Here is a 20,675-nt window from a genome sequence, read left to right on the forward strand (position 1 = left end):
GCGATGCGCTTCCGCCACCCCGACGGGTCCACGGTCCACCTCGCGTACTGCACCAACGTCCACCCCGCCGAGACCCTCGACGGCGTGCTGACCCAGCTGCGCGACCACTGCGAACCCGTCCGCAAGCGCCTCGGCCGCGACCGGCTCGGCATCGGCCTGTGGCTGGCCAAGGACGCCGCGCGCGCCCTCACCACCGACCCCGTCGCCCTGCGCGGCCTGCGCACCGAACTCGACCGGCGCGGCCTCGAGGTCGTCACCCTCAACGGCTTCCCGTACGAGGGGTTCGGCGCCGAAGAGGTCAAGTACCGCGTGTACAAGCCGGACTGGGCCGATCCGGAGCGGCTCGCGCACACCGCCGACCTGGCCCGGCTCCTCGCCGCGCTGCTCCCCTCCGACATCACCGAGGGCACCATCTCCACGCTGCCCCTCGCCTGGCGCACCGGCTACGACCCGGCGCGCAGGGACATCGCGTACGCGTCGCTCACCACCCTCGCCGAGCGGCTCGACGCCCTGGAGGAGCTGACCGGCCGCTCCATCCGCGTCGGCCTCGAACCCGAGCCGGGCTGCACCGTCGAGACGACCGGCGACGCCATCGCCCCGCTCACGGCCGTGGCCCGCGACCGCATCGGCGTCTGCGTCGACACCTGCCACCTCGCCACGTCCTTCGAGGACCCGGCCACCGCGCTCCACGCCCTCGCCGCCGCCGGGATTCCCGTCGTCAAGTCCCAGCTCTCCGCGGCCCTGCACGCCGAGCACCCCGAAAGGGCCGAGGTCCGCGAGGCGCTCGCCGCGTTCGACGAACCCCGCTTCCTCCACCAGACCCGCACCCTCACCCCCGCGGGGCTGCGCGGCACCGACGACCTCGGCGAGGCGCTCGCCGGCGGCGCGCTCCCCGACACCGCGCCCTGGCGCGCCCACTTCCACGTACCGCTGCACGCCGCACCCGCCGCCCCCCTCACCTCCACGCTCCCGGTGCTCAAGGACACGCTCACGCGTCTGGTCGGCGGCGCGCATCCGCTCACCCGTCACCTGGAGGTCGAGACGTACACCTGGCAGGCGCTCCCGCCCGAGCTGCGCCCCCGCGCCCGCACCCAGCTCGCGGACGGTATCGCCGCCGAGCTCACACTGGCCCGCGACCTCCTGACGGACCTCGGCCTGAAGGAACTCCCATGACAACTGCCCCTAAGGACACCGCAGTCGAGCGTCCGGACGTGAGCCCGAACCCGCTGCTCGTCCTGGACGTCGTGGGTCTCACCCCGCGCCTCCTCGACCACATGCCTCACCTCAAGGCCCTCGGCCGGACGGGGTCGCAGGCCCACCTCGGCACGGTCCTGCCCGCCGTCACCTGCGCCGCCCAGTCGACGTTCCTCACCGGCACCATGCCGTCCGAGCACGGCATCGTCGCCAACGGCTGGTACTTCCGCGAGCTGGGCGACGTACTCCTGTGGCGCCAGCACAACGGACTCGTCGCCGGCGACAAGCTCTGGGACGCGGCCCGCCGCAGCCACCCCGGGTACACGGTCGCCAACATCTGCTGGTGGTACGCCATGGGTGCCGACACCGACATCACCGTCACCCCCCGGCCCGTGTACTACGCCGACGGCCGCAAGGAACCCGACTGCTACACCCGGCCGCCGGCCCTGCACGACGAACTCACCGAGAAACTCGGCACGTTCCCTCTCTTCCACTTCTGGGGCCCGGGGGCCGACCTCGTCTCCAGCCGGTGGATCGTCGACGCGACCCGCCACATCATGGCCACCCGCCGTCCCGACCTGGCGCTGGCCTACGTCCCCCATCTCGACTACGACCTCCAGCGCTTCGGCCCCGACGACCCGCGCTCGCACCGGGCCGCCGCCGAACTCGACGCCACCCTCGCGCCGCTCCTCGACGACGCGAAGGCCGAGGGCCGCACCGTCGTGGCCCTCTCCGAGTACGGCATCACCCGTGTCGAGCGGCCCGTCGACATCAACCGCGTCCTGCGCCGCGCCGGACTCCTCGAAGTGCACACGCAGGACGGCATGGAGTACCTCGACCCGATGACGTCCCGGGCGTTCGCGGTCGCCGACCACCAGCTCGCGCACATCTACGTGCGCCGCCCGGAGGACCTCGACATGGTCCGCGAGGCGCTGAAGGACGTGCCCGGGATCGAGCAACTCCTCGACGACGAGGGCAAGAAGGCCCACCACCTCGACCACCCCCGCTCCGGGGAACTCGTCGCCATCGCCGAACCCGACGCCTGGTTCACGTACTACTACTGGCTCGACGACGACCGTGCGCCCGACTTCGCGCAGCTCGTCGAGATCCACCGCAAGCCCGGCTACGACCCCGTCGAGCTGTTCATGGACCCCCAGGACCCCTACGTCAAGGTGAAGGCCGCCGGCGCCCTGGCCCGCAAGAAGCTCGGCATGCGCTACCGCATGGCGGTCGTGCCCCTCGATCCCTCACCCATCCGCGGCAGCCACGGCCGCCTCCCCTTGAGCGACGACAGCCCCGACGGTCCGCTCATCCTGTGTTCCACCCCCCGCGCCGTCACCGGCCGTGTCGCGGCCACCGACGTGAAATCGCTGTTGCTCGACCTGGCCGGTCTCGCATGAGCCCGGTGCGCATCCGCACACGCCCCGCACCCACCCGAGAAAGAGAGAGACCGTGACCGCGTTCAACGATGAATCCGGACCCGGCGACGCCCTGCGCCGCGCTCTCGGCGTCAGCCGCCGCCGCTTTCTGAGCACCTGCACCGCCGCGGGGGCCGCCGCCGTCGCCGCACCCGTCTTCGGCGCTTCGCCCGCCCTCGCCCAGAGCGCGCACAACGGCGGCGGGGGCGGCGGCCACGCCCTCGTCCCGGCGTCCAGGCGCGGCATCATCCTCTACACCGTGCGCGACGCCACGGGCAGGGACCCGCTCGCCTCCAACCTGCCGTCCGGGTTCCGCGAGGTCTTCAAGGAGCTGGCCCGATACGGCTACAAGCAGGTCGAGTTCGCCGGCTACGGCCAGCACGCCAACGCGCCCGGCGGCGCCAACCTCGAAACCGTCGAGGGCGCCAAGCTGATGCGCTCCTGGCTCGACGAGTACGGCCTGCGCGCCCAGGGCAACCACGGCTTCATCCCGGGGTCGTGGCCGCTCAGCCAGCCCGACCTCGACACGTTCAAGAAGCACCTGGAGATAGCCAACATCCTCGGCATGGACCACATGGGCACCGGTGGCGACCCCACCGGCAGCGCCTACCGGTCCGACTGGGACGTCGCCGCCGACAAGTGGAACGCGCTCGGCAAGATCGCCCACAGTGCGGGACTCAAGCTGTACACGCACAACCACGACGCGGCGTACGGCTTCCTGCTCGACGGCGGGCCCCTCGACGCGCAGGGCAAGCCGACCCGCAGCTCCGGCATCCGCAAGCTGGAGTACTTCCTCACGGTGACCGACCCGAAGACGGTCTGGCTGGAGATGGACATCTTCTGGGCACACGTGGCCCAGTACAAGTTCCACACCTACACCGCCCACGACGGCTCCCAGCAGGAGAACGTCTTCGACCCGGCGGCGCTCGTACGCCGCAACAACAAGCGCTACCCGCTGTTCCACGCCAAGGACGGCACGGTCAACACGACGAACGGCATGGGCTACGACATGGTGCCGTTCGGCACCGGAGTCATCGACTACGAGAGGTTCTTCACCCGCGTCGGGGCGATGAACTACCACAACCCGATGGTCGAGCAGGACAACGCGCCCAGCGACACCGACCTCGGCCAGTCCCTGAAGTACGCGAAGATCGGCTACGACAACCTGGCGGGGCTGCGCAGGAAGCGCTGACGCCGGCACGGCAGAAATGAGTGGGGCCCGGCCGTCCGGCCGGGCCCCACTCAGCGGGTGAACTCCCTCTGCGGGTGAACTCCCTCTATGCGCCGATGACTCCCTTCAGGGTCGGAGCCGCCTTCTCCCGGCCGGGCTGCCGCAGCAGCAGCGCGAAGGCCGCGGCCACCATCGATATCCCGCCGGCCAGCGCGTACGCCCCGTTGTAGCCCCACGCGGCGACCACCATCGAGCCGAGGCCGCCGCCGAACAGGCCGCTGATGAGTTTGCCGCTGTAGACGAGCCCGTAGTTGGTGGCGTTGTAGTTCTCCCCGAAGTAGTCCGGGGTCAGCGCCGCGAACATCGGGTAGAACGCGCCGCCGCCGAAGCCGGACAGGAAAGCGAAGACGAGGAACAGCCACTCACTCTTGATGTCGCCCGCCCAGATCACGCCGAACTGGGCGAGCCCGAGCACGACGATCACGAGCACGAGGCTGAGCTTTCGGCCCCAGAGGTCCGACATCCAGCCCACGACGGCACGGCCGACTCCGTTGATGACGGCCATGACGCCCATCGAGGACGCCGCGACCAGCGGACCGAAGCCGACCTGCTTGGCGAAGTCCACCTGGAACGAGATGCCGAAGATCGACACGCCGGCCGTCAGGACCAGGCTGAACCACATGATCGGCAGCATGCCGGTCCTGATGGCCTCCTTGGGCGTGTACTGGCGCACCGCGGGCGGGTTCTTGGCGAGAGACCTCGCGCTCTTGCCCGTGCCGGAGGTGGCGAGCGGGTCGATGTCGTGCGGCCACCAGTTCTTCGGCGGGTCCCTGAAGTAGAAGGCGCAGACCAGCACCACGACCAGGACGTAGGCGCCGATCATGTCGAGGACCCGGTGGTAGTTGGACGTGTCGAACGCGTAGTTGAAGATGAAGATGAACGGCAGGGAGCCGTAGGCGAAGCCGCCGTTGACGAAGCCTGTCCTGCCGCCTTTTCGCTCCGGGAACCATTTGCCGACCATGTTGATGCAGGTCGAGTAGACGAGGCCGGAGCCCAGCCCGCCGATGACGCCGAATCCGAGGATCGCCAGCCACACGTTGCTCAGATGGGACAGGGCGAGAAAGCCCAGCATGCACAGGAACGAGCCGGTCATCATGGCTCGCTTCGCGGACAGGATGCCCTTCTCCCGCATCCATCCCGCGGGGAAGGCGATGCCCGCCTGGAAGAACACCCAGACGCTCAGGATCCAGAAGGTGTTCGACTGCGTCCAGCCATGTGCGCTGGACAGGGTGTCCTCCGCCGAACCGTACGCGTACTCGGAGACGCTGATGGCCATCATCGCGACCCATGGCAGATACACCATGAACTTACGGGAATGGCCGAGGATGTCGCGGTCCGTCTCGCCGAGGCGATAGACGCGGCCGTTCTCGTCGGTGATTTCTCGGTACTTGCTACCAGTGGTCGTCGCTGAGTTGCCTGCGGCGATGGGCTCCGCCGTCATATCAAGCCATCTCCTCACCGAGCGGTTGCGGGTTGGGTCGGATGCCACGGGATGTGCGCCTGCCGGGTGGCGACAGGAAGAGCGCGACGAAGCCGGCGAAGATCGAGATGCAGCCCGCCAGGATGAATGCACCGGAGTGCCCCCAGGCGCCGACGACCACGGATCCCATGCCGGCGCCGAGGCCGGAGACGAGTTTGGAGCTGTAGACCATGCCGTAGTTGGACGCGTTGTTGTTCTCGCCGAAGTAGTCGGCGGTGAGTGCCGCGAACATCGGGAAGATGGCGCCGCCGCCGAAGCCGGAGATCGCGGAGAAGATGAGGAACAGCGGCAGAACCTTGGTCTCGGCCGACCAGATGATGCCGAACTGGGCCAGGCCCAGGATGAGGCAGACGGCCAACAGGCACTGCTTGCGGCCGTACCGGTCGGAGAGCCAGCCGATGACACCGCGCCCGGTGCCGTTGACGATCGCCTTGAGCGACATCGCCGTGGCCACGATTCCGCCGGCGAAGCCCGCCTCGTTGCCGATGTCCACCTGGAAGGCGATGCCGAAGATGTTCACGCCCGAGGTGCAGGCCAGACAGAACCACATCAGCGCCACCCGGCCGGTCCTCCACGCCTCCAGAGGCGTGTACTGCTTGACGGCCGGCGGGTTCTTCTGCAGGGAACGGCGGGCGCGCGGGTCCTTCGGCGGATTGAGCGGGTCGATGTTCGCGGGCCACCAGTTCTTCGGCGGGTCCTTGAAGAAGGAACCGGCGACCGCGACCATCGTGGCCAGGAGGACACCCACCGAGACCAGCACCCAGCGGAAGTTGGTCAGGTCCATGAAGCCGGTGAAGAGGAAGACGAACGGCACCGAACCGTACGCGAAGCCGCCGTTGACGAAGCCGGTCTTGCCGCCCCTTCGCTCCGGGTACCACTTGCCCACCATGTTGACGCAGGTGGCGTACACCATGCCCGCGCCCATGCCGCTGAACACGCTGAAGCCGATGTAGGCGAAGACGACGTGCGGCGCGAAGGCCAGTGAGAGGTAGCCAAGCAGCGTGCCCGACGCGCCGATCATCATCGCCCAGCGGGCCGGCAGTCTGCCGCTCTCACGCAGCCTGCCCGCGGGGAAGGCCACAGCGGCCTGGAAGAACACCCAGACCGTCATCATCCAGAAGATGTGCGCGCTGTTCCAATCGTGCGCGGTGTGAAGAGTGTCCTCGGCGGACGCGAACGCGTACTCGGCGGAGGAGATCCCCATCATGCCCACCCAGGGCAGGATCACCATCCACTTGCGCTTGCGGCCCATGATGTCGATATCGGTCTCGCCAACCCGGAATACCCGGCCGTTGGCGTCCGTCACCTCCCTGTAGGGGACGGAGGTTGATAGCTCGGTTGCGGTCATGACGGTCGATCCCCTTGCGTCGAAAGATCTGGCCAGCGCCCCCTGTCCAAATTCCTTTCGCGTGCGCATGGGTCCCGGGGCCGGCCTGCGCGCACCGCCGGCCGGCCCCCAGTCCGGTCACCTCATGAACCGCCCCCCAACAGCCCCGCCGCACGGGCCCACCGGTACTTCGCACCGAGTGCCGCCACCGGCTTCTCGGTCGTGTACGGGTACGCCACGACCCCGCGCTCGTAGAGGTACTGGCAGGCCTCCTCGACCTCGACGTCGCCCGCGAGCGACGCCACTACGGGCTTCTCGATGCCCCGCGCGCGGAATTCCTCGACCACCCGTGCCGTCAGCTCCGCGAAGACCATCGGCGGGGTGACGATCGTGTGCCAGTAGCCGAGGACGAGGGAGTGGATCCGCGGGTCCTCCAGGCCGAGCCTGATGGTCGCCTCGTACGTCGACGGCGGCTCACCGCCCGTGATGTCGATCGGGTTGCCCGCGGCGCCGAAGGGCGGGATGAAGGCCTTGAACGCGGCGTCCAGATCCTCCGGGATCTCCATCAGGGACAGGCCGTTGTCGACGATGGCGTCCGAGAGCAGCACACCCGAGCCGCCCGCGCCGGTGATGATGACGACGTTGTCGCCCTTGGGCGTCGGAAGCACGGGCAGCGCCCGCGCGTACTCGAGCATCTCGTTGAGGCCCGGCGCCCTGATGACGCCGGCCTGCCTGAGGATGTCGTCGTACACCGCGTCGTCGCCCGCGAGGGCTCCCGTGTGCGAACCGGCCGCTTTCGCGCCCGCGCTGGTGCGCCCCGCCTTGAGGACCACGACGGGCTTCTTCGGCACCGTCGCCCGCGCGGCCTCCACGAAGGCCCGCCCGTCCTTCAGGTCCTCCAGGTGCATCGCGATGCACTGGGTGTTGGGGTCCTCGCCGAACCAGGTGAGCAGGTCGTCCTCGTCGAGGTCCGACTTGTTGCCGAGCCCGACGATCGCGGAGACACCGGTCTTCGTCGTGCGCGCGAAGCCGAGGATCGCCATGCCGATGCCCCCGGACTGCGAGGTCAGCGCCACCCCGCCCTTCACGTCGTACGGTGTGCAGAACGTGGCGCACAGGTCCTGCCACGTCGAGTAGTAGCCGTAGATGTTCGGCCCGAGCAGGCGTACCCCGTGCCGCTCGCCGATCGTCACGATCTCGTCCTGGAGGGCCTGTTCACCGGTCTCGGCGAACCCGGAGGGGATCAGGACCGCGTTCGGGATCCCCTTGCGTCCCACCTCTTCGAGGGCCGAGGCCACGAACTTGGCGGGGATCGCGAAGACCGCCACATCCACCTCACCCGGGACGTCCGTGACACTCTTGTACGCCTTGCGGCCCAGGATGTCATCGGCCTTGGGGTTCACCGGATGGATCTCCCCGGAGAAACCCCCGTCGATCAGGTTGCGCATGACCGAATTGCCGATCTTGCCCTGCTCGTTGGACGCGCCGATCACCGCGACCGAGCGCGGCTGCATCAGCCGGCGCATCGACCGGAGGATCTCCTCGCGCGCGTACGTAGGCCGCTGCTTGGGCGCCCCGTCGGCGAGGATCACCCGGATGTCGGCGGCGACCGCGCCCTCCGGCGTCGCGATCACCGGGTTGAGGTCGACCTCGGCGATCTCCGGGAAGTCGGTGACCAGTTGGGACACCCGGCGGATCTGCTCGGCCAGCGCCCACCGGTCGACCGGCTGCGCGCCGCGCACTCCGCGCAGCACCTCGGCCGCCCGGATCGAGTCCAGCATGGACACGGCCTCGTCCGCGCCGACCGGCGCGAGCCGGAACGTCACGTCCTTGAGCACCTCGACCAGCACACCGCCGAGCCCGAACGCGACGACCTTCCCGAACGTCGGATCGGTGACGGCCCCGACGATCACCTCCTGGGAGGAGGGCCCGGTCGGCAGCAGCTCCTGCACCTGCACGCCCTCGATCCGGGCGTCCGGCGCGTAGGCCCGCGCGTTCTCCACGATCTTGCAGAAGGCGGCCCGTACGTCGGCCGCGCCCTCCACCCCGACGATCACGCCGCCCGCGTCCGTCTTGTGCAGGATGTCGGGGGAGACGATCTTCATCACGACGGGTCCGCCGAAGCGCGCCGCGTACGCGACCGCCTCGTCCACGTCCGTCGCCAGCTCCTCGCCGGGCACGGAGATCCCGTACGCGTCGGCGATCACCTTGCCCTCGGGGGCGGTGAGAGCGCTGCGGCCCTCCGCGCGCACGGATGCGAGCAGCGCCCGTACCGTGAGCTCACGGTCCTCGGCCATCAATCAGATCACTCCGTTCGACTTGAGCAGGCGCAGTTCCTCGTCCCCGAGCCCCAGTTCCCCGACGAACACCTCGGCGTTGTGCTCGCCGAGCAGGGGTGAACTGACCACTTCCACGGGGGAGTCGGAGAGCTTGAGGGGGGAGCCGACCGTGGTGAACGTGCCGCGCTCCGGGTGGGCCACCTCGACGACCATCTCGTTCGCGACGAGCGACTCGTCCTCGATGATCTCCTTGGTGGAGAGGATCGGCCCGCACGGGATGTTGTGCGCGTTGAGCCGCTCGAGCACCTCCCACTTGGGCAGGGTCGAGGACCACTCCTCGATGAGCTGGAACATCTTGTTGAGCTTGGGCAGACGCGCCTCGGGCGTCGCCCACTCGGGGTCGCCGGCCAGCTCGGGCCGCCCGATCAGCTCGCTCAGCGGCTGCCAGCCGACGGGCTGCACGATGACGTACACGTAGTCGTTCGGGCCGCCGGGGGCGCACTTGACCGCCCACCCGGGCTGTCCGCCGCCGGACGCGTTGCCCGAGCGCGGCACCTCGCTCCCGAAGTCCTCGTTCGGGTACTCGGCCAACGGACCGTGTGTCAGCCGCTGTTGGTCACGCAGCTTGACCCGGCACAGGTTGAGCACCGCGTGCTGCATGGCGACGTTCACGCGCTGGCCGCGCCCGGTGTTCTCGCGCTGGAACAGCGCCGCGAGGATGCCGGCGACGGCGTGGATGCCGGTGCCGGAGTCGCCGATCTGCGCGCCGGTGGCCAGCGGCGGCCCGTCCTCGAATCCGGTCGTCGCCATCGAGCCGCCCATGGCCTGCGCCACGACCTCGTACGCCTTGAAGTTGGTGTACGGGCCGTCGCCGAAGCCCTTGATGGAGGCGTAGACGATGCGCGGGTTGATCTCCTGGATGCGCTCCCACGTGAAGCCCATCCGGTCGACGGCGCCCGGGCCGAAGTTCTCGACCATGACGTCGGAGCGCCGGATCAGCTCGGTGAGGAGCTCCTTGCCGCGTTCCGTCTTCGTGTTGAGGGTGATGCTCCGCTTGTTGCAGTTGAGCATCGTGAAGTAGAGCGAGTCGACGTCCGGCAGGTCGCGCAGCTGCTTGCGCGTGATGTCCCCGGTCGGCGCCTCCAGCTTCACCACGTCCGCGCCGAGCCAGGCGAGGAGCTGGGTCGCGGAGGGCCCGGACTGCACATGGGTCATGTCGAGGACACGGACGCCCTCAAGAGCCTTGGTGGTCATGGCAGGGCTCCTCACTTGTACATGGTCTGGTTCATGGTTCCGGGGGCGTACGCGTCCGGGTCGACCCACACGTTGATCAGCGAGGGCTTCCCGGACTCGCGGGCCCGCTGCAGGGCGGGCGCGATGTCGGCGGGGTCGCGGACCTCTTCGCCGTAACCGCCCAGCATCTGGGCGAACTTGTCGTAGTGGACGTCGCCGAGCGTGTTGCCGACGCGCTCGCGCTCGTCGCCGTACTTGGCCTTCTGGCCGTAACGGATCTGGTTCATCGACGAGTTGTTGCCGACGATCCCGACGAAGGGCAGGTTGTAGCGGACGAGGGTCTCGAAGTCCCAGCCCGTCAGCGAGAACGCCCCGTCGCCGAAGAGCGCGACGACCTCCTTGTCGGGCCGCGCCTGCTTGGCGGCGAGGACGAAGGGGATGCCGACGCCGAGGGTGCCCAGCGGCCCCGGGTCCATCCAGTGGCCGGGCGACTTGGGCTGCACGACCTGCCCGGAGAAGGTGACGATGTCGCCGCCGTCCCCGATGTAGATCGAGTCCTCGGTGAGGAAGTCGTTGATCTCGCTGACCAGACGGTACGGGTGGATGGGAGAGGCGTCGGAGCGAAGGCTCGGCAGCCGCTTCTCGATGGCGGTCTGCTCGGCGGCCCGCAGCTCGTCGAGCCACTCCTTGCGCCTGGCGCCCCCGCCGTTGAGCCGTCCGGAGGCGGCCTCGGTGACCGACTTCAGGACGAGGCCCGCGTCGCCGACGATGCCGAGGTCGATGTCGCGGTTCTTGCCGACCGTGCGGTAGTCGAGGTCGATCTGCACGACGGTCGCGTCGGGGGAGAGGCGCTTGCCGTAGCCCATGCGGAAGTCGAAGGGTGTGCCGACGATGATGATGAGGTCGGCGTTCGAGAAGGCGTAGCGGCGCGAGAGCTGGAAGTGGTGCGGGTCGCCGGGCGGCAGGGTGCCGCGGCCCGCGCCGTTCATGTACGCGGGCACGTTGAGGGCGCGGACGAGTTCGATGGCGTCCTCGGTCGCGCGGGTCGTCCACACCTGGCTGCCGAGCAGGATCGCCGGCTTCTCGGCGTGCACGAGGAGGTCGGCGAGCTTCTCGATCGCCTCGGGGTCACCGGCCGAGCGGGTCGAGGCCCGGTACTGGCCGGCCCGGGGTACGCGGGCCTTGTCCACCGGCACCTTGGCGTCGAGGACATCGCGCGGGATCTCCAGGAACGACGGGCCGGGGGCGCCGTGGTAGCACTCGCGGAACGCCATCGACACCATGTCGGCGGCGCGCGCGGTGTCCGGCACGGTCGCGGCGAACTTGGTGATGGGCGTCATCATGTCGACGTGCGGCAGGTCCTGGAGCGAGCCCATCTTGTGCTGGGTGTGCGCGCCCTGGCCGCCGATGAGGAGCATGGGTGACTCCGCGCGGAACGCGTTCGCGACACCGGTGACGGCGTCGGTGGTGCCCGGGCCCGCGGTGACGACGGCGCAGCCGGGCTTGCCGGTGATGCGCGCGTACCCGTCCGCCGCGTGGGCGGCGACCTGCTCGTGACGGACGTCGACGACTTCAATGCCTTCGTCGACGCAGCCGTCGTAGATGTCGATGATGTGGCCGCCGCACAGGGTGTAGATGACCTCCACACCTTCTGCCTTGAGCGCCTTGGCGACCAGATGACCACCGGAGATGAGTTCCTGGCTGTCGTCGGGCATGGCGAAGTCCTGTCCCTTCGTAGGGGAGTCGTGCGCTGTCGCAGTACATTGCATACAGTCGACGAATACTGTATGAAGCTTGTTATCCCGCATCCGGTGGGTGGTGTCCAGGGGGCGTGCGGCACTTTTACGGCAGGAGCCGAGATGGACCTGTACGAGCACCAGGCAAGGGAACTCTTCGAAGAACACGGCATCTTGGTGCCGAAGGCCGAGGTCACGCACTCGCCCAAGGAGGCCCGCGAGATCGCGCGCAGGCTGGGCGGCCGCGTCGTCGTCAAGGCACAGGTGAAGACCGGGGGCCGCGGCAAGGCGGGCGGCGTCAAACTCGCCGCCGACCCGCCCGCCGCCGAACTGACGGCACGCCAGATCCTCGGCATGGACATCAAGGGCCACACCGTCGGCAAGGTGATGCTGGCCCAACCGGTCGACATAGAGAGCGAGTTCTACGTCTCCTACGTCCTCGACCGCGCGGCCGGACGCTTCCTCGCCATCGCCTCCGCGGAGGGCGGCATGGACATCGAGGAGGTCGCGGCGACCCGGCCCGAGGCCGTGGCCCGCATCCCGATCGACCCGGCCGAGGGCGTCACCACGGCGAAGGCGGCACAGATCGCCGAGGCCGCCGGCCTCCCCGACCGGACCGTCGACGTACTGGTCCGCCTCTGGGACGTCCTGACCCGCGAGGACGCCGTACTCGTCGAGGTGAACCCCCTCGTGCGTACGAGCGGGGGCCAGATCCTCGCCCTCGACGGCAAGGTCACCCTCGACGACAACGCCCGCTTCCGCCAGGAGCGTTGGGGCACCCAGGAGTCCGCCCACGACGACGCCCTCGAAGCGGCCGCCGCGGCCAAGGGCCTCAACTATGTGCGGCTCGACGGCGAGGTCGGCATCATCGGCAACGGCGCGGGGCTCGTCATGTCGACACTCGACGTGGTCGCGGGCTGCGGTGCCCGGCCCGCCAACTTCCTCGACATCGGCGGCGGCGCCTCCGCGCAGATCATGGCCGACGGCCTCTCCGTCATCCTCTCCGACCCGGCGGTGAAGTCCGTCTTCGTGAACGTCTTCGGCGGCATCACCGCCTGTGACGCCGTCGCCGACGGCATCGTCCAGGCCCTGGAGTCCGTACGGCTGACCAAACCGCTCGTCGTCCGGCTCGACGGGAACAGCGCCGTACAGGGCCGCGCCATCCTCGACGGCCGCGCCCACCCCCTCGTCGAACAGGCCACCACCATGGACGGCGCCGCGCGCCGGGCCGCCGAACTCGCCAACGCGGGCTAAGGAGCCGGGACATGGCGATCCACCTCACCAAGGAGAGCGGGACATGGCGATCTACCTGACCAAGGAGAGCAAGGTCCTCGTCCAGGGCATGACCGGCGCCGAGGGCATGAAGCACACCCGGCGCATGCTCGCCGCCGGCACGAACGTCGTGGGCGGTGTCAATCCGCGCAAGGCGGGCCGGAGCGTCGACTTCGACGACCGCGCCGTCCCGGTCTTCGGCTCCGTCGCCGAGGGCATCGCGGCGACCGGCGCCGACGTCACCGTGGTCTTCGTGCCGCCCGTCTTCGCCAAGGCGGCCGTCACGGAGGCCGCCGACGCGGGCATTCCGCTGGCGGTCGTCATCACGGAGGGCATCCCCGTACACGACGCCGTGACCTTCCACGCGTACGCCGCCGCGAAGGGCACCCGCATCATCGGCCCCAACTGCCCCGGCCTGATCACCCCCGGCCAGTCCAACGCCGGCATCATCCCCGCCGACATCACCAAGGCGGGCCGCATCGGCCTCGTCTCCAAGTCGGGCACCCTCACCTACCAGCTCATGTACGAACTGCGCGACATCGGCTTCTCCACCTGCGTCGGCATCGGCGGCGACCCCGTCATCGGCACGACGCACATCGACTGTCTCGCCGCGTTCCAGGCCGACCCGGACACCGACCTGATCGTCCTCATCGGGGAGATCGGCGGCGACGCGGAGGAGCGCGCCGCGGCCTACGTCCGCGACCACGTCACCAAGCCCGTCGTCGCCTACATCGCCGGGTTCACCGCCCCCGAGGGCAAGACCATGGGGCACGCGGGCGCGATCGTCTCGGGCTCCTCCGGCACGGCGCAGGCCAAGAAGGAGGCTCTGGAAGCGGCCGGGGTCCGCGTCGGCTCCACCCCGACGGAGACGGCCCGCCTGGTACTCGACCGCCTGACGGACTGACGCCTGCACCGGGAGTGGGGAGCGAGCCCACCGGGCAACCTCCCCACTCCCCACCGCACCAGCCATGCACCCCCCGCCCCGACTGTGCACCGTGAGCGGAGAACCCGAAATGGCAAACAACCCAGGCAATCCCACTGACCGCACCTCCGGCCCGGACGCCCCCGTCGCGACCACCCTCAAGGCCGGCACCTCCTGGCACGACGCCTGGCAGCGCTGCCTCGCCGTCGCCCCCGAGGCGTTCCGCGACGACCGCGTACTCAACCTGTGGAACGGCACCTGGCAGGCCGACGGCCGCGCGCTGCCCGCCAGTACCCCCGTCGACGGCAGCCCCATCGCCGGACCGCCCCGCCTCGACGCCGCCACCGCCCACCAGGCGGTGCGTGCCTCCCTCGACCAGCACCGCGCCTGGCGGCACATCCCGCTCGACGAGCGCCGCGCCCGTGTCGGCGCCACCCTCGACGCCCTCACCCAGCACCGCGAACTCCTCGCGCTCCTCCTCGTCTGGGAGATCGGCAAGCCCTGGCGCCTCGCCCAGGCCGACGTCGACCGCGCCATCGACGGGGTGCGCTGGTACGTCGACGGCATCGAGCCCATGGTCGAGGGCCGCGCCCCGCTCGACGGCCCCGTCTCGAACATCGCCAGCTGGAACTACCCGATGAGCGTCCTCGTGCACGCCGTCCTGATCCAGGCACTCGCCGGCAACGCGGTCATCGCCAAGACCCCCACCGACGGCGGCGTCGCCTGCCTCACCCTGGCCTGCGCACTCGCCGCCCGCGAGGGCATTCCCGTCACCCTCGTCAGCGGCAGCGGAGGCGAACTCTCCGAAGCGCTGGTGCGAGCGCCCGAGATCGGCTGCGTCTCGTTCGTCGGCGGCCGCGACACCGGCGCCGCCGTCGCCACGGCCGTCGCCGACCTCGGCAAGCGCCACATCCTCGAACAGGAGGGCCTCAACACCTGGGGCATCTGGAACTACTCCGACTGGGACAAGCTCTCCGCGGTGATCCCCAAGCTCTTCGACTACGGCAAGCAGCGCTGCACCGCGTACCCGCGCTTCGTCGTCCAGCGCAGCCTGTTCGACGACTTCCTCACCGCGTACCTCCCGGCCGTACGCACCCTGCGCATCGGCCACCCCCTGGCAGTGGCGAACCCACAAGACCCCTACCCCCAGCTCGACTTCGGCCCGCTGGTCAACGCGGCCAAGGCGAAGGAGCTCACCGACCAGGTCACGGAGGCCATCGACCGCGGCGCCGTGCCGCTGCACCGCGGCGCCCCGGACCCCGCCCGTTTCCTGCCCGGTCAGGACACGAGCGCGTACGTCCACCCCGTCACGCTCCTGAGCCCACCCCCCTCCTCACCCCTCCATCACGCCGAACCGTTCGGCCCTGTCGACACGATCGTCCTGGTCGACACGGAGGCGGAGCTGCTCGCCGCGATGAACGCCTCCAACGGCGCGCTGGTCGCCACCCTCTCCACGGACGACGACACGACGTACGACCGCCTCGCCCCCCAGATCCGCGCCTTCAAGACAGGCTGTGGCAAGCCGCGCTCGCGCGGTGACAGGGACGAACTGTTCGGCGGCTTCGGAGCATCGTGGCGGGGCGCGTTCGTGGGCGGCGAACTGCTGGTGCGGGCGGTGACGAGGGGCCCGGAGGGGGAACGGCTGCCGGGCAACTTCCCGGATTACCACTTGATGCCGTAGCCCTTCGGGGGCCGGGGCCGGGGCCGGGGCCGAGGTGAGTGGCATCGGGTGGGGCCGGGCGACGGGGGTGGGCGGCGCTGCCGGCGCGGTGCCACTGCCCCGGTCCCTGCCCGATGCCTATCCGATTCCCGCCCGGTCGGGCCGGAGCGCGAAAGCGCGGTCGGCGGACTCGGGCACGGCCCGCTCCACGGCCGCGGTCAGCAGCTCCCGGTGCCGCAGCAGAGGCTCGCGCCGCTCCTCGGGCGCGAGCAGCAGCAGATCGTCGAGCCCGGCCAGCATGCGCCGCGACACCTGAGGACTGCCGACCGCACACCCCCGGATCTCCGAGAACCCGAGATCGACAAGCTCCTCCCATCCGGGAAGCGGCTGAACCAGCCGCACCGTGCCGCGCCGGTCCGGGTACCGCAACGAGTCGAGCGGCCGGTCCGCCACGGCGGCGAGGAACTGAACGATCCGGTCGAGGGCCTGCACGGCGGTCGTCGGATCGTTCACGGCGGGGGAGAGTGCGCGCAGCGCGATGTCGGCGAGCTGCCGCAGCCCGAACCCGAGATCCTGGTGGAAGGCGCGCTCGACGCCGACGTGGACGGTGTAACGCAGCGCCCGCAGGGCCGGCGGAGGCCCGCCGTGCACGGCGAGGACGGGCGTACCGGGCACCACGAAGTCGCCGGTGCGGGAGAGGAGCCGCAGGGTGACGCCGGGCCGGTGCCGGGCGGCGCGGACGAGCCGGGCGATATTGACGTCACGCAGCACACCGGCCCGCCCCTGGTGAACGACGCGCCCGGTCTCGGGCCCCAGCTCGTCCACAGCGCCGGCACCCCTGACGTCCACCGGCATCCGGGCCACGACCTTGAAAGCCTCCGTCGTCACCCGGTCGATCACGTAGCCCACGCGCATCATCCGCAGCGTCGCGTTCACGTACATCACGAAAAGCAGCAGGCTGAGCCCGACCATGAAGAGGGTGACCACGGACTGCACGACGGGCACGGACGTGACGAGCTTCGGGTCCGGCTCGCTCTCGTACGAGGTCAGCACCAGCAGCGACAGGAGGAAGGTCGCGAGAAAGACGGCGAACGTCGCCTTCGTGATCCGGCTCCGGATGAAGATCCGCACCACCCGTGGGCTGAGCTGTCCGCTCGCCATCTGGAGCGCCACGAGCGAGATGCTGAAGACGACACCGATGAAAGTCATCATCGCGGAGCTGACGGTGCTCACGACCGTCTGGGCGTCGTCGGCGATGTTCTGCAGCTGGGAGATGGCGTCGTACTCGCCGGCATTGCGGAGGGCGTCGACGATGGCGGTGTCGAGCTCACTGGCCAGGAACCACACGACGACGATCCCGACCATGGCCCCGGTCGGCGCGAACCAGAAGGTGTCCCGAAGGTGCTCCCGAAACGGCGACAGAGCGCGCGGCCGCCGCGGCCGCGCACGCATTCCGGTAACCGACTCGCTACTCATGGTGAGACTGTAGGCGGCCCCGCTCCCGACCCCTCGGAGGTGCCGCCGAGGGGACGGATACGCAGGTGAAAGGCACTCCGAAACCTTGGTATTGTTATCCATGTCGCCGCGGGGAACACCCCGGCCGGGCGACAGACACCTAGTCCGGGTGGCGGAATGGCAGACGCGCTAGCTTGAGGTGCTAGTGCCCTTTATCGGGCGTGGGGGTTCAAGTCCCCCCTCGGACACCAGCTAAATCAGCTAAGACCCCAGTTCATCTGGGGTCTTTTGCGTTTCTGGACACATTTGGGCATCCCGCCGAGCCCTCCGGCCAGGGGACGTGGTCGTCCTGGTCACGTTGCGGCAACGGCATTCGTCTCGCTGCTGGTTCGTGCGGGGTGAACGTGGCGTAAGTCGGCCCGTCCAGGCGGAGTGTGGCGCGGGCACCGCGCCCGGAAGTCGTGTGTGACGGTCGGCTACGCTGGCCGCTGCCATTGGCGTGAGCATGGCTTTCAGTGATCAATGAGGGGAAAAGTCCGTGAAACAGCGCCCGGTGCTCGTCGGCCTGACCGTGATGCTCGTGGCCGTTCTGAGTGCGTGCGGCGGTGGTGCGGACAAGGGGGCGGGCCACGGTGGTGGCAAGGGGGGTGGCAAGGGTGGTGGGTACTCGAAGCCGCATTCCGATCAGGTGCGCGGTCTCTACGACGCCGTCCGGCATCTCCCGCGCAAGACCGTCAAGGGCACCCGCGCCCACATGGTCAAGGAGTGCGATCCGGCCACCCGGAAGGTCAAGCACACCTCGCGCAGCGGCAGCGGTAAGCGTAAGAAGACGCGTACCTGGTACACCACCGAGCACTACAAGCAGTGCCACAAGGTCCGCAAGGGCAGCGAGACGTACACCCGCGTCCTGCGGACCGAGCGGTGGTGCGTGCGGCTCGACGACGTGAACGGGAAGGCCGCCAAGGACGACCTCTGGTTCCGGGTCGGCCCCGCCACGTACAGCGAGGTCCGGAAGAAGGACGAGCACGCGCGCGTGAAGTTCGAGCCGAGGGCGCGCGGCTGCTGACGCGGTCGGCTCAGGTTCGGCGTGCGGCGGACCCCGCCGTGTGCGAGGGGAAAACCCCAGGTCCCCGCCCCGGCGCCCATGGCATCCTGATCCGGTGAACGGACCGGAGATCCTCGTCAGCGTCGTGCCCGAGTTGGAGCTGTTCGTTCCGCATGTGCGGCGCGGAGGCGCGGCCGTCCCGCTCGTCACCGACGGCGTGTCCACGCTGGGGCACGTGATCGAGTCGCTGGGCGTGCCCCTGACGGAGGTCGGGGGGCTCGTCGTCGACGGGCGCGAGGTGGCCGTCGGGCACATTCCCGTGGGCGGGGAGCGGGTCGAGGTGCGGGCCGTGGTCCGGCCGCAGCGCGTCGGCGGAGCGCCCCTGCGGTTCCTGCTCGATGTCCATCTCGGCACGCTGGCGCGGCGGTTGAGGCTGCTCGGGGTCGACGCCGCTTACGAGTCCACGGACATCGGCGACGCCGCCCTCGCGGCCCGCTCCGCCGCCGAGCGGCGCGTCATGCTCAGCCGGGACCGGGGGCTGCTGCGGCGGCGTGAGCTGTGGGCCGGCGCGTACGTCTACAGCGACCGGCCCGACGAGCAACTACGTGACGTGCTCGGCCGGTTCACGCCCGAGCTGCACCCCTGGACCCGGTGCACCGCGTGCAACGGACTGCTGAAGGAAGCCCGTAAAGAGGACGTCGCCGACCTGCTTCAAGGCGGGACGCGCGGCACGTACGACGTGTTCGCGCAGTGCGGCGCGTGCGAGCGGGTGTACTGGCGGGGCGCCCATCACGACCGGCTGGAGCGGATCGTGGGGCGGGCCGTCGCCGAGTTCGGGGGCTGAGGGGCCGCTTCGTCCTCCGGCATCAGGGGCGGTTCGATGCGCCAGGCGATGCGCTGCCCGTCCTGGACCACCCTTCGGTACACGTACAGCACCACCGAGATCAGCAGGATGCCGACGGCGAGGAAGGACTCCGTGGCGCCGCCGTAGCCCGCGAGGGACGGATGCGTGACGCCCACCGAGACGATCACGACGTTGAACACCACGAGGACCCAGGCCACCGGGATCCAGGCGCGGGCGCGGCGGATCGGGCGGGGCCAGTCGGGGCGGTCCTTGCGCAGGAGCAGGAAGCCTGCGACGGCGAGGGTCATGGCCACCAGATAGCCGAAGTTGCTGGCGATGAGGATGCTCAGGGGCTCGCCGAGCAGGACGACGATCGCCGCGTTGACGAGCGCGTCCAGGGTGAGGGCGCGGCCCGGCACACCCCAGCGGTTCACCTTGTCGAGCTGCTTCACGGTCATGCCCTCGCGCGCCAGGCCGTACAGCGCCCGGCCCCCGTCGGCCGTGCACGACACCATGCCGAAGAACATCGAGACGATCAGGATGAGGACGCCGACGTCGGAGAAGCCGCCGAGCGCCTGGGTGAACGCGGTGGCGAACGCGCCCACCGGGTCCGAGCGCAGCGTCGCCTCGCCGACGCTGCCGACCGTCGCGAGCGGGACGACGAAGAAGACGCCGAGCGAGATGAGGGACGTCAGCCGCAGGGCCTTCGCCGTGTCGCGCGCCGTGTCGCGGTACTCGGGGGCGAACGACGCGCAGATCTCCGTGCCGTACGTCGTCCAGGCCGTGACGTAGAACCACACGATCAGCGTCATCCAGCTGCCGCCGTGGTACCAGGTCAGACGTGACGCGTCCCAGCTGCCCGGACGCAGGAACGGGGCGATGACGACCACCGCGAGGCCGCACATCACCAGGGCCGCGACGGCCTTGGAGACGCTCGCGGCCAGCCGTGCGCCGAAGTAGTTGCAGGCCCAGCCGCCGGCGATCGCCAGGACCGCGAGCGCTTCCGGGAGGCCGATGCGGTGGCCGGGGAACGGGAGCGACGGGGCGTGCGGGAACCACTGGGCGGTGATGAGGTGGCCGATCGCCGCGCCGTTGACCGCGATGCTGAACGACCAGCCGATCCAGTACCCGTACGACGCCACGGCGCCCAGCGGGGCGAAGTAGCGCTTCCAGCCCTCGGTGGCGTATCTGCTGATGCCGCCGGACATGCCGGGGAACATCGCGGCGGTCTCGGCGAACAGCATGTTCTGCGCGAACGCGACGAGCGCCCCGACGCACCAGATGGTGATCGCCGTCCAGCCTCCGATCGCGCCCACGGTGTAACCCACCGTCAGGAGCAGGCCGTTCGGGATCACCATGGCGATGGCGAGGCCGTCGCGCCAGGTCAGGGACTTGTGCAGCTGTTGGCTCAAGAGGGCCACCTGTCTCGGTCGGGGGACTGACGGGAGAAGGTTCCGCGCGGCGGAAAGTGGGTGCCGCCGGGGTGTGTCGGCGGTCACAATAATTCGTTATTGTTGGCCCGGATAGGGGTCAGGCAATGGCCAATTCCGGAGAGACCGACGGGGAGACGAGGGGCGGG

15 protein-coding genes and 1 tRNA gene are annotated in these 20,675 nt (G+C 69.8%); 9 read left to right on the top strand and 7 right to left on the bottom strand.

Translation table 11 applies throughout. The features are described from left to right. Positions 1-3: 3 nt before the first annotated feature. Genes eboE through ACZ67T_RS02865 form a run of 3 tightly spaced genes read left to right on the top strand, consistent with a single transcriptional unit; the run spans position 4 to position 3,804 of the window. Positions 4-1,173 carry a metabolite traffic protein EboE gene (eboE, locus tag ACZ67T_RS02855; protein ID WP_469981184.1) on the top strand — a complete coding sequence of 390 codons (1,170 nt, stop codon included), beginning with the start codon at positions 4-6 and terminating at the stop codon, positions 1,171-1,173. Beyond that, positions 1,170-2,594, top strand: a complete 1,425-nt coding sequence (locus tag ACZ67T_RS02860) for a nucleotide pyrophosphatase/phosphodiesterase family protein (RefSeq protein ID WP_469981185.1) — start codon at positions 1,170-1,172, stop codon at positions 2,592-2,594. Before eboE ends, ACZ67T_RS02860 begins: the two co-directional genes overlap by 4 nt. A gap of 52 nt (positions 2,595-2,646) precedes the next feature. Further along, the gene (locus ACZ67T_RS02865) at positions 2,647-3,804 is read left to right on the top strand and encodes a sugar phosphate isomerase/epimerase family protein (protein WP_469981186.1); all 1,158 of its coding nucleotides are present in this window, start codon (positions 2,647-2,649) and stop codon (positions 3,802-3,804) included. A gap of 85 nt (positions 3,805-3,889) precedes the next feature. Here ACZ67T_RS02865 and ACZ67T_RS02870 read toward each other — a convergent pair whose 3' ends face one another. From ACZ67T_RS02870 to ACZ67T_RS02890, 5 genes are all read right to left on the bottom strand, one after another. Next, a complete protein-coding gene (locus tag ACZ67T_RS02870) occupies positions 3,890-5,284 on the bottom strand; it encodes an OFA family MFS transporter (protein ID WP_469981187.1) in 1,395 nt (464 codons plus the stop codon). Position 5,285: 1 nt separating this feature from the next. Beyond that, entirely contained in the window at positions 5,286-6,671 is a 1,386-nt protein-coding gene (locus tag ACZ67T_RS02875) for an OFA family MFS transporter (RefSeq protein WP_469981188.1), read from the bottom strand. Between the two features lie 122 nt (positions 6,672-6,793). Beyond that, complete coding sequence (locus tag ACZ67T_RS02880; protein WP_469981189.1) at positions 6,794-8,947, bottom strand: acetate--CoA ligase family protein; 2,154 nt, start codon at positions 8,945-8,947, stop codon at positions 6,794-6,796. A gap of 3 nt (positions 8,948-8,950) precedes the next feature. After that, complete coding sequence (frc, locus tag ACZ67T_RS02885; RefSeq protein ID WP_469981190.1) at positions 8,951-10,183, bottom strand: formyl-CoA transferase; 1,233 nt, start codon at positions 10,181-10,183, stop codon at positions 8,951-8,953. An 11-nt stretch (positions 10,184-10,194) separates the two neighbouring features. Continuing rightward, positions 10,195-11,877: a thiamine pyrophosphate-binding protein gene (locus ACZ67T_RS02890; RefSeq protein WP_469981191.1), complete on the bottom strand. Its 1,683-nt coding sequence runs from the start codon at positions 11,875-11,877 to the stop codon at positions 10,195-10,197. A 144-nt stretch (positions 11,878-12,021) separates the two neighbouring features. Here ACZ67T_RS02890 and sucC point away from each other — a divergent pair, with 144 nt between their 5' ends. The 3 genes from sucC to ACZ67T_RS02905 all read left to right on the top strand — a co-directional run bounded on the left by sucC (position 12,022) and on the right by ACZ67T_RS02905 (position 15,773). Next, positions 12,022-13,152 (top strand): ADP-forming succinate--CoA ligase subunit beta, encoded by a 1,131-nt coding sequence (gene sucC / locus ACZ67T_RS02895; RefSeq protein WP_469981192.1) that lies wholly within the window; start codon positions 12,022-12,024, stop codon positions 13,150-13,152. 43 nt (positions 13,153-13,195) lie between these two features. After that, on the top strand, positions 13,196-14,074 hold the full coding sequence (gene sucD / locus ACZ67T_RS02900) for a succinate--CoA ligase subunit alpha (protein ID WP_469981193.1): 879 nt from the start codon (positions 13,196-13,198) through the stop codon (positions 14,072-14,074). Between the two features lie 109 nt (positions 14,075-14,183). Then, entirely contained in the window at positions 14,184-15,773 is a 1,590-nt protein-coding gene (locus tag ACZ67T_RS02905) for an aldehyde dehydrogenase family protein (protein ID WP_469981194.1), read from the top strand. Positions 15,774-15,890: 117 nt separating this feature from the next. On the opposite strand, the gene ACZ67T_RS02910 is transcribed toward ACZ67T_RS02905, so the two are convergent. Beyond that, positions 15,891-17,228: a DUF2254 domain-containing protein gene (locus tag ACZ67T_RS02910; protein ID WP_469981195.1), complete on the bottom strand. Its 1,338-nt coding sequence runs from the start codon at positions 17,226-17,228 to the stop codon at positions 15,891-15,893. A gap of 142 nt (positions 17,229-17,370) precedes the next feature. Between ACZ67T_RS02910 and ACZ67T_RS02915 the strand changes: the two genes are divergently transcribed. From ACZ67T_RS02915 to ACZ67T_RS02925, 3 genes are all read left to right on the top strand, one after another. After that, a tRNA-Leu gene (locus ACZ67T_RS02915) sits at positions 17,371-17,458 on the top strand. A gap of 287 nt (positions 17,459-17,745) precedes the next feature. Then, positions 17,746-18,273, top strand: coding sequence for a hypothetical protein (locus tag ACZ67T_RS02920; RefSeq protein ID WP_469981196.1), 528 nt, complete (start codon positions 17,746-17,748; stop codon positions 18,271-18,273). 94 nt (positions 18,274-18,367) lie between these two features. Beyond that, positions 18,368-19,096, top strand: coding sequence for a Mut7-C RNAse domain-containing protein (locus ACZ67T_RS02925; RefSeq protein WP_469981197.1), 729 nt, complete (start codon positions 18,368-18,370; stop codon positions 19,094-19,096). On the opposite strand, the gene ACZ67T_RS02930 is transcribed toward ACZ67T_RS02925, so the two are convergent. After that, a complete protein-coding gene (locus ACZ67T_RS02930) occupies positions 19,042-20,508 on the bottom strand; it encodes an APC family permease (protein ID WP_469981198.1) in 1,467 nt (488 codons plus the stop codon). The two genes, ACZ67T_RS02925 and ACZ67T_RS02930, sit on opposite strands and share 55 nt — an antisense overlap. Between the last annotated feature and the right edge of the window lie 167 nt (positions 20,509-20,675).

Source organism: Streptomyces sp. NPDC107517 (assembly GCF_055582645.1).

Coding starts and splice junctions, on each gene's coding strand:
- ACZ67T_RS02870 (WP_469981187.1), bottom strand. CDS start 5,284: ATGACGGCGGAGCCCATCGCCGCAGGCAACTCAGCGACGACCACTGGT.
- sucC (WP_469981192.1), top strand. CDS start 12,022: ATGGACCTGTACGAGCACCAGGCAAGGGAACTCTTCGAAGAACACGGC.
- ACZ67T_RS02880 (WP_469981189.1), bottom strand. CDS start 8,947: ATGGCCGAGGACCGTGAGCTCACGGTACGGGCGCTGCTCGCATCCGTG.
- ACZ67T_RS02875 (WP_469981188.1), bottom strand. CDS start 6,671: ATGACCGCAACCGAGCTATCAACCTCCGTCCCCTACAGGGAGGTGACG.
- frc (WP_469981190.1), bottom strand. CDS start 10,183: ATGACCACCAAGGCTCTTGAGGGCGTCCGTGTCCTCGACATGACCCAT.
- ACZ67T_RS02910 (WP_469981195.1), bottom strand. CDS start 17,228: ATGAGTAGCGAGTCGGTTACCGGAATGCGTGCGCGGCCGCGGCGGCCG.
- ACZ67T_RS02860 (WP_469981185.1), top strand. CDS start 1,170: ATGACAACTGCCCCTAAGGACACCGCAGTCGAGCGTCCGGACGTGAGC.
- ACZ67T_RS02905 (WP_469981194.1), top strand. CDS start 14,184: ATGGCAAACAACCCAGGCAATCCCACTGACCGCACCTCCGGCCCGGAC.
- eboE (WP_469981184.1), top strand. CDS start 4: ATGCGCTTCCGCCACCCCGACGGGTCCACGGTCCACCTCGCGTACTGC.
- ACZ67T_RS02890 (WP_469981191.1), bottom strand. CDS start 11,877: ATGCCCGACGACAGCCAGGAACTCATCTCCGGTGGTCATCTGGTCGCC.
- sucD (WP_469981193.1), top strand. CDS start 13,196: ATGGCGATCTACCTGACCAAGGAGAGCAAGGTCCTCGTCCAGGGCATG.